7 protein-coding genes and 2 pseudogenes are annotated in these 7,823 nt (G+C 41.1%); 3 read left to right on the forward strand and 6 right to left on the reverse strand.

The features are described 5' to 3' along the window. Positions 1 to 170, forward strand: a pseudogene (locus BFP75_RS07120) (IS1595 family transposase); the annotation flags it as partial. Between the two features lie 285 nt (positions 171 to 455). On the opposite strand, the pseudogene BFP75_RS07125 reads toward BFP75_RS07120, so the two are convergent. Together BFP75_RS07125 and BFP75_RS07135 are read right to left on the reverse strand one after the other, a co-directional pair. Further along, a pseudogene (locus BFP75_RS07125) lies at positions 456 to 1,762 on the reverse strand (FAD/NAD(P)-binding oxidoreductase). Positions 1,763 to 1,919: 157 nt separating this feature from the next. Then, the gene (locus BFP75_RS07135) at positions 1,920 to 2,123 is read right to left on the reverse strand and encodes a DUF2892 domain-containing protein (RefSeq protein ID WP_099544558.1); all 204 of its coding nucleotides are present in this window, start codon (positions 2,121 to 2,123) and stop codon (positions 1,920 to 1,922) included. Positions 2,124 to 2,325: 202 nt separating this feature from the next. On the opposite strand from BFP75_RS07135, the gene BFP75_RS07140 reads away from it, so the two are divergent. Continuing rightward, on the forward strand, positions 2,326 to 3,207 hold the full coding sequence (locus BFP75_RS07140) for a sterol desaturase family protein (RefSeq protein WP_099544559.1): 882 nt from the start codon (positions 2,326 to 2,328) through the stop codon (positions 3,205 to 3,207). Between the two features lie 33 nt (positions 3,208 to 3,240). On the opposite strand, the gene BFP75_RS07145 is transcribed toward BFP75_RS07140, so the two are convergent. Then, positions 3,241 to 3,804 carry a DUF6850 family outer membrane beta-barrel protein gene (locus tag BFP75_RS07145; protein WP_410504078.1) on the reverse strand — a complete coding sequence of 188 codons (564 nt, stop codon included), beginning with the start codon at positions 3,802 to 3,804 and terminating at the stop codon, positions 3,241 to 3,243. A gap of 418 nt (positions 3,805 to 4,222) precedes the next feature. Here BFP75_RS07145 and BFP75_RS07150 point away from each other — a divergent pair, with 418 nt between their 5' ends. Then, the gene (locus BFP75_RS07150) at positions 4,223 to 5,074 is read left to right on the forward strand and encodes a universal stress protein (RefSeq protein WP_099544561.1); all 852 of its coding nucleotides are present in this window, start codon (positions 4,223 to 4,225) and stop codon (positions 5,072 to 5,074) included. A 322-nt stretch (positions 5,075 to 5,396) separates the two neighbouring features. Here BFP75_RS07150 and BFP75_RS07155 read toward each other — a convergent pair whose 3' ends face one another. The 3 genes from BFP75_RS07155 to BFP75_RS07165 form a co-directional block, all read right to left on the reverse strand. Next, positions 5,397 to 6,407 (reverse strand): DUF3365 domain-containing protein, encoded by a 1,011-nt coding sequence (locus BFP75_RS07155; protein ID WP_099544565.1) that lies wholly within the window; start codon positions 6,405 to 6,407, stop codon positions 5,397 to 5,399. 137 nt (positions 6,408 to 6,544) lie between these two features. Continuing rightward, the gene (locus BFP75_RS07160; protein WP_099544562.1) at positions 6,545 to 6,811 is read right to left on the reverse strand and encodes a heavy-metal-associated domain-containing protein; all 267 of its coding nucleotides are present in this window, start codon (positions 6,809 to 6,811) and stop codon (positions 6,545 to 6,547) included. A 24-nt stretch (positions 6,812 to 6,835) separates the two neighbouring features. Next, positions 6,836 to 7,183, reverse strand: coding sequence for a rhodanese-like domain-containing protein (locus tag BFP75_RS07165; protein WP_099544563.1), 348 nt, complete (start codon positions 7,181 to 7,183; stop codon positions 6,836 to 6,838). Positions 7,184 to 7,823: the final 640 nt, after the last annotated feature.

The following is a 7,823-nucleotide window of genomic DNA, read 5'->3' on the forward strand; positions in this document are numbered from 1 at the left end:
TCAAGGCATGGCTTAGGGGGATGCACCACCACGTGGGGGACCTACAGGACTATCTCGACGAATATTGCTACAGGTTCAACCGCAGCTTCATGAAGGAGGGCATATTCGACAACCTGATGCTCAGGATGGTAAATACCCCGCCATGCTATATCAAAAATATTAGTGGTTAAATGCCTAAGTCAATTAAGTTATTGTTTTCTTCTTTATCGCAAGAGGTTGCCAATAATAACAGGACAACACTCACTAAACCTGATAAGCAGTTCTTTCTAAAACCTTTCATGACATTTTTTTTATTTCATGAAATTCTTGAATTTGAGGGAGGAATACTGTGACTAGAGTTGCATAACAGCTTATTTATGAATTTTTTAGCAATTTTATATTGCTCTATATAAAGAAAAAATTCCCTAGGCGTTTTGCCTAAGGAATTAATTTGAGTTAGTTAAAATTCAGTTTTTTTAAACGTCTTGGCCTTTCATCATCTTGTTCCAGTACAAATAAGGGAGTCCGTATTTTTTAAGCATCCATAGTCTCCAATGCTCTTTGGAGGAATCAAAAACCAACATCTGTTTCAATTTTGGATCGGGGGTAAAATTATTCTTATAATCGAATTCTGCCAAGACCATTTTTCCATAATCGGTGACCAAGGGACAGGAAGAATACCCGTTATAGGCTTTTTTTCCCATGGACTGTGTTTTGATCAATGTGTCAATGTTATCCACAACGATGGGAACCTGTTTACGAATGGCAGCACCGGTTTTTGCCGTAGGCAAGGCCGCTACATCACCCAATCCAAAGATATTGGGATACTTGTTATGCTGCATGGTTTTGTGGTCCACATCCAACCATCCGGCGTCGTTAACCAAAACGGAATTTTTGACAAATTCAGGAGCAACGGAAGGGGGAGCGGTATGCAGCATATCGTAATGGATACCATATCGGTTTCCGTCTACGGTTACCTTCACGTCCTTGTAGTTGTATTGGAAGGAATCGTCCAAAAGCCTGTCATCGTCCTCACCGGCCATCACCACACAACCGCCTGCAGTGATATCCTTTCCAAGTTCGTACCAGGCGATTTTTTTGTCCGCATCCACGGCCACCAATTTATGGTAAAACCGCAAATTGATATCCTTTCTATCTACAACTTCCATTAACGTTTTGGCCACTTCCTTAACCCCAAATATGACAGTTCCACTGGTTGCAAAAACGACATCGGTTTTGTCCCTTACACCACTCTTTCTAAAATGGCTTTCCGCCAGATACATTATTTTTTGTGGAGCCCCACCGCATTTGATTGGGGTAGTGGGCTGGGTAAACAGGGCAGTTCCTCCCTTAAAGTTTTTGATTACGTTCCAAGTGTGTTTAGGATCCGTATAATTACTGCACACCACACCTTTGTCCATGGCCTCTCCTAGACCTGGAACCAAGCTATAATCGTAGGCCAGTCCTGGAACCACAACCAAATAGTCGTAGGATATATTCCCTTGGGTGGCCGTATGTACTATGTTATTTTCAGGATCGAACCCGGTCGCCTTGTCCTTGATCCATGTGGCTTCCTTGGGCATAACGGACGACATGGGTCGGGCGGTTTTATCGAAATCATAGGTACCTGCACCTACCAAGGTCCATGCCGGCTGGTAATAATGAGTGTCCGATGGTTCAATGACCGCAACATCCCTGAGTTTTTTTGCTTTATCAATTGCGATGCCACCATGATTCCGGCCGTTCCCCCTCCAATAACAAGTATTTGATAATGTGAGCTCATTTTTAATATTTTTTATTCAACTTGTTAAATATATAGGGTAATTTTTATGAATTGTGTAACATTGGTTACAGAACCATGAATTAATATGATATTGATCATAAAAAAAGCCGATTCCTTCCAAAGGAACCGGCCTAAAATCCATTGTTGATATTGGGAATTACTTTGTTTTGCAGGTATTGATTCCGAAGAGTGTATACAGTGGGCAAAAACTAATAAAACTGGTCAATAGAAAAATGGCGGCCAAGGCCATCAATACATAGGCCAAAGTTCCTCCAATGACATTGAAGTAATACAAGGCAAAAACTGCCAATGCGATTATGATTCGGATGGTTTTATCCGCACTACCCATATTTTTTTTCATGATAAAAAGATTAATTGGTTATTACTATTACTTTAGGGCAATAAATTATGTAAGTTGCCGCTTCTTACGTTACATTTTGGTTGTTAATAAGTTATGTGCCAAAGTGAACCACAATATAGTGATATTGTCACTATAGTTCTGTAACTAAAGTTACCAAACCTTATGTTGCAAGGAACTATCTTTGAAAATGTAAACAGAGGCGATGGAATATTTAAAGGCTTTTTACAATTCTTTCCTAGGCACCCTAAACTGGACTTGGAAATCCATACTATTTGAGGTGCCTTGGTATACGAACTTTTTTTGGGGTCTTATCCTGATATCCTTGGTAGTTTGGGCTATGGAAATTGCCTTTCCATGGCGTAAGGAACAAGGTATCTTCAGGAAGGACTTTTGGTTGGATGCCTTTTATATGTTTTTCAACTTTTTCCTTTTTGCGATTGTTGTCAGCGGTGTTTATAAAGTACTTCAATTGTTTTTTGAGGATATGGGCATTACGACCAAAAGTTTGGCCTTGATTGATTTTACGGGGTGGCCCTCTTGGGCCCAATTATTGGTTTTCTTCTTGATTTTGGATTTTGTCCAGTGGTTTACACATATTCTTTTACACCGGTTTGAGGTGCTTTGGAATTTCCATAAGGTACATCACAGTGTTAAGGAAATGGGGTTCGCCGCACATTTGCGCTACCATTGGATGGAAAACATCCTATACAAACCTTTAAAGACTTTTGGGGTGATGATCTTGGGCGGTTTTGAGCCGGAACAAGCGTATATCGTCCATTTTTTTGCTATAGCTATCGGGCACTTGAACCACTCAAATATCAAGATTACCTGGGGACCTTTGAAATATCTTTTGAACAATCCGGTAATGCATCTGTACCACCACGCTTACAACCTTCCATCGGATAAGCGATATGGGGTCAATTTCGGAATCAGTTTAAGTCTGTGGGATTATATTTTTAGGACCCATTATATTCCGGAGGAAAGTGGAAATGTGGAACTGGGTTTTCCAGGGGAAGAATCACTGCCCAAAGACTTCTGGGGTCAATTGACGTATGGTTTCCGAAGGGCAAGGAAGATGGAGTAGATTTCCAAATGTTTATGGACTTACCCAATTGATCTATAGATTGAAATAGGCCGGGTTGCCCAAGTTGGTTTTGGCCAAGAAAGGGGTATCGTCCCCAAAGGGCCGGTAAAAATCGCCACGGTCTACATCAAAGGACCAATTGTACCGGAATCCCGCTTGGGCTGAAAGCCAGATTTGCGGGGTAAAGGCGTGTTCCCAAGTGGCCCTCACCCTAAGTTCTGCCCTTCTGAGCTCCATATCATTGTAGGGTAGGCCGTATGGATTACCATCATTATTGATGCAATAGGTATTTCCCTCTACTTCCCATCCCAACAGTGATAGGTTCTTTTCATTTATATTTCTTCGGTATTGAAATCGGGCAGGAATTACCATTTCCAATCCCCATTTTTTATTTTCCGAGGTATACATCAAATAATTGACCGGCAAATAATTTAATGCACCGCCCAAATAGGTTCGGGTGGTGCCGATACCCCACATTTTTCTATCGTTGGACTTTGTGTCATAGATAACGCTTGCCTTATATCGGGTATAGCTGAGCGACTGAATATCTGCAAGGGTATAATCACCGTTCAGGTTGGCCCCAAACTGAAAAATGATCTAACGTTTGATATTGAGTGGTGCAACTTTTTTATTTTAAAAATAGATACTGGGGGTCAAAGATGCAATAGTTGGCTATGCAAAAACGAAATTCTTTTTCTTTCTATTTTCAGGCAGGCTATTGAATTATGTTTCCGTACATCGGTCTGGATAGTTCCCGGCGCATCAAGGAATGCGCTTTTTAGAAGCCATTATCCTAAAGTTTAGGGCTATCTGGCCCTTGGGCAATCATCTTATTTTGTATTTCCTTTTGTCTGGATACGCTAATTCAGGTTCATTTTATAAGAGCGATGCTTTGTTTTTGCAAACGTAAAAGGAATGACTGTTCTTATTATCCCTTATTTGGGTGCAATGTGATAATTGTCATTTTTTAAGTGTATCAAGTTTGTTAGTTTGAGTCTTAATAAAATGTTCTACTATGAGAAATGTTATTTTACCTACCGATTTTTCACCCAATGCCCAAAAGGCCATTGCCTACGCCCAAGCGCTATTTAAGGGGAACACCACAACATTTTATTTGGTAAACGTCATGGATGGCGCCGTCCCCTACAGTACTACCGGTATAGGTACCAAAAGAATGGCAGAGACCATCAATAAGTCCCTTTTGGAACAATCCCAAGAAGGTTTAAATGGAACCATGGCCGACCTTGAAGCACAAGGAACTGCAGAGGAACACACCTTTGTACCACTTTCCCTGCGGGGCTCTTTTTTGGAAGCCATACAAAGGGTTATTGCCGAAAAAGATATCCATAATGTGATTATAGGTACCAAAGGCGCTTCCGGCCTAAAAGAAGTGGCCCTAGGGAGCAATACCGGTAGTCTTTTGGGAAAGCTGCTTATACCCGTGCTTGCCGTGCCGGAGAATTATACATTCCAAGGCATTGGTGAAATGGTCTTTGCTACCGACTATGAAATGGACTATTCCGAAAAGGGATTAAGGCCCCTCTTGGACCTTAGGAGCGACCATAATGCCCGTATTTCTGTGTTGTACTTGGATGAGCGGCAAAAAGGGTTGAATAGTTCCCAGGTTACTGGAAAAACCTATCTTCAAACACTCTTGAAAGCGGAGAGCAATGATTTTTTTGAGCTGGATGGCGTTGGTGTCGCCACGGGTGCCCGTTTGTTCACAAAGAGCCGCAGGGCAGATCTTCTGTGCCTCGTGGCCAAAAAGCACAACAAACTGCTAGACCTTTTTAGAAAATCGGAAACCAAGGGAGTTGTGAACCATGCCGATGTACCCATTTTGGTTCTGAACCAAGCTAATTTTTAAAAATTGCGGATGCTGCTGAGTTTTGTCGTGAACGGTGTTGTTTGTCAGGGAACTAAGTTTTAGGGGCGGTGCGAAGGTAGTTGGGTGGTTTTATGGAGTTCCTAGAGAAAGGGAAAATCTCTGGGATTTATAGCCAAAAATCCAATTCCAAAAGGAAACCGTCGTAAAAAGGTGGCTTTTGGCTTGTTCCAGGTTTTCCATAATGACGCAAAAGCAAGATGTTCCCCAGTTTCGGAATAAACCTTTAAATAAGGATTAGATTTTTTTGGAAATAAAGGGTTTTTGACCCCTACAGTCTGGGTTGGGTTTAATTCAGAAAACCCTAATTATTGGTATTTTCCAAAACGATGCTCCATATGCCCCGTACTTCATTGGTGGAATAGCCGGTTGCGGCATCACTTGGATAGCGTTCCCTTAGGATAGAAACTACTTCACTAGCAATATCCTCGCCTGGTTTTCCGTGACATTTTAAGCACATGTCGTTGGTAACGATAGGGTAGTAGAAATGCGTTTTGTCTCCGTTCTCGATCACTACAGGTTCGTAGTCCTCTTTTGCACCGATTTTTTCCTTGAAATAGGCGATTTGTTCCATTTCTTGGGCATTTGCCTTATTTAGGGGATTTCGGGCCTTGTCTGATACCCTTTTAATTTTGGCCCGATGTACGGTTGCCATGCTATCCGTCAACGGGTAGGCCCTTTCATTGCAAAATTTTAGGGCCGCAACCGGACCTTCTTTTTGCATTGAGCCCATTAAATTCTTACCCAATACCTTTTGGGTACTTTGGGCCATTTCCAATCCTACTTGTTTTATGGATTTTTGAGCAGGTTCGGCGTTATTATGGAAGACCTTACCTTGTTGTTGATAATCACCCTTTCCGCCGTGGCCTTTCTCCCAATGTTCTTTGAACCACTCCGGCTCTTCTATTTTAAATTCAAACATGTAATCCGATATGAGACGTATATCTTCTTCCTTATAAGGTTGATAGGGCATAACCCCAAACCTTTTTAGGGCCCCTTTCATTTTACCTTTCTCAAGGCTAGGTTTTTCAACAAACTTCCATATAGCATTGGCGAACTCCTCCTTGTTGGGGTTGTCCATAAGGTATCTTGCCTTAATGGCCACCATGGGAGGGGCGATGCGGGCATTCTCGTTGGCATCGGGACCATGACAGACATAACATTTTGCTTCCAAGAGTTCCTTACCCTTTGAAGCATCTTGTTGGTTAAAAGTTGGTTTTTCTATTGCTACCTCGGAAATCGATTTTGCAGTTTCCCCTGAATTTTTGCAGCTTGCTAAAAATATAAGCGGGATTATCAATAGGATATTTTTCATCGGTTTGATTTTTTGCATTAAATCGGCTTGTACCAGCGCCATCGGTTTTTGTGTGAAGACTAAATACTTCCTTATGTTGATATGGGTCAATCGTCATTCCAATTGAAATATCGGCATCATAATACCATTATAAAGTGCTATTTCATTTTACCGGTGGCACAGCTCAAATAGGAAATTAACTTGGCCGTTGTAGTGTTTTCCATATCTACGGATGGGTACCCTATTTTTTGAAGTTTCTCCTTAACTTTAAGGGCATCCTCCAAATCCTGATATGCAAAGGAAACCGAAGAGTTTTCAACATCTACGGCTACGTCCGATATATTTTCCAATTCCGACACTTTGTTAACGATCGTTTTTGCGCAGCCCCCACATTTAAGGTTCTGTACTATGAGTGTTGTTTTCATAAATATATCGATTTTATGGTCCGGTTAATTCCAGGCATTATAACCTCCCCGTAAGTCATATATTTCGTTAAAACCCATGGCTACAAGTTTGCGGGCCGCTTTTTGGCTTCTTGCCCCAGATCGGCAATACACATACACAGGACGGGTCTTATCCAATTTTTCAAAGGCCGCTTTGAAGTTTACGACATTGAAAAAATCAATATTTATGGCTTTTTTGATATGGCCTCCATTGTATTCCGAGGGTGTTCTTACATCCACCAATTGTACTTTAGGGCCGCTAATGGCCGTTGCATAGTCGGTTTTGTCCAAAATGACGATGTTTCCTGTTTCGGTAGTATTTTTGGAACCAAATAGTGCGCTTAGAAATGACATGTTTTTAGAATTTTAAAGTGAGTACTTATAAAAGGAGACAGGCTTTTTGGCCTGTCTCCTTTAAACAACCAACCAATTAAAAACAATCCGATCAATACCTATCCCTAAATACCGATTGATGTTGTTACTACGGCCTTTTACCATAGTGCAGTAAAGGTAACATGTGTATTGGTTATCTACAGTAACTATGGTTACATAAGCGAAAATTTCCAGAAAAAGAGAAATGTAGGGTCTAAGGGATAAAAAAGACCCACAAAAATTATCGAATGAACTCTTTCCGTGGGTCTCTAATTAACTAAAAATTACTACTAATGTATTTGATTTTCAAAAGTTTAAATTTTATTGGCACCGCCAAAGGGTTTAATACTCCGAGGCTTGCCTCGAAATTAAAAATTTGTTTCCTGCGAATGCCTCGTGGGCTTGCCCCGAGGTAGTTTATTAATTATTTGAAAACATTATAATTAACTCGAGTTTCCTATTATAGTACTGTTTTTTCAAACTGAAACGCCATCACGAACAGTATCAGTTTGATGATGAACCCGTCCGGGGTCACTGCGTTTATATGCCTCGGCATCAATGCGCAGATCTGGCTTATCGAGGTCTCTATCCTTTTTCTCATGTGTTCCTTGATGAAGGCCAC

The sequence above is a fragment of the Maribacter sp. 4G9 genome, assembly GCF_002742265.1.
Lineage (GTDB): Bacteria > Bacteroidota > Bacteroidia > Flavobacteriales > Flavobacteriaceae > Maribacter.

What these genes read in the sequence shown, in the direction of transcription:
- BFP75_RS07135 (WP_099544558.1), bottom strand. Translation starts at nt 2,123, where the DNA reads ATGAAAAAAAATATGGGTAGTGCGGATAAAACCATCCGAATCATAATC.
- BFP75_RS07140 (WP_099544559.1), top strand. Translation starts at nt 2,326, where the DNA reads ATGGAATATTTAAAGGCTTTTTACAATTCTTTCCTAGGCACCCTAAAC.
- BFP75_RS07150 (WP_099544561.1), top strand. Translation starts at nt 4,223, where the DNA reads ATGAGAAATGTTATTTTACCTACCGATTTTTCACCCAATGCCCAAAAG.
- BFP75_RS07155 (WP_099544565.1), bottom strand. Translation starts at nt 6,407, where the DNA reads ATGAAAAATATCCTATTGATAATCCCGCTTATATTTTTAGCAAGCTGC.
- BFP75_RS07160 (WP_099544562.1), bottom strand. Translation starts at nt 6,811, where the DNA reads ATGAAAACAACACTCATAGTACAGAACCTTAAATGTGGGGGCTGCGCA.
- BFP75_RS07165 (WP_099544563.1), bottom strand. Translation starts at nt 7,183, where the DNA reads ATGTCATTTCTAAGCGCACTATTTGGTTCCAAAAATACTACCGAAACA.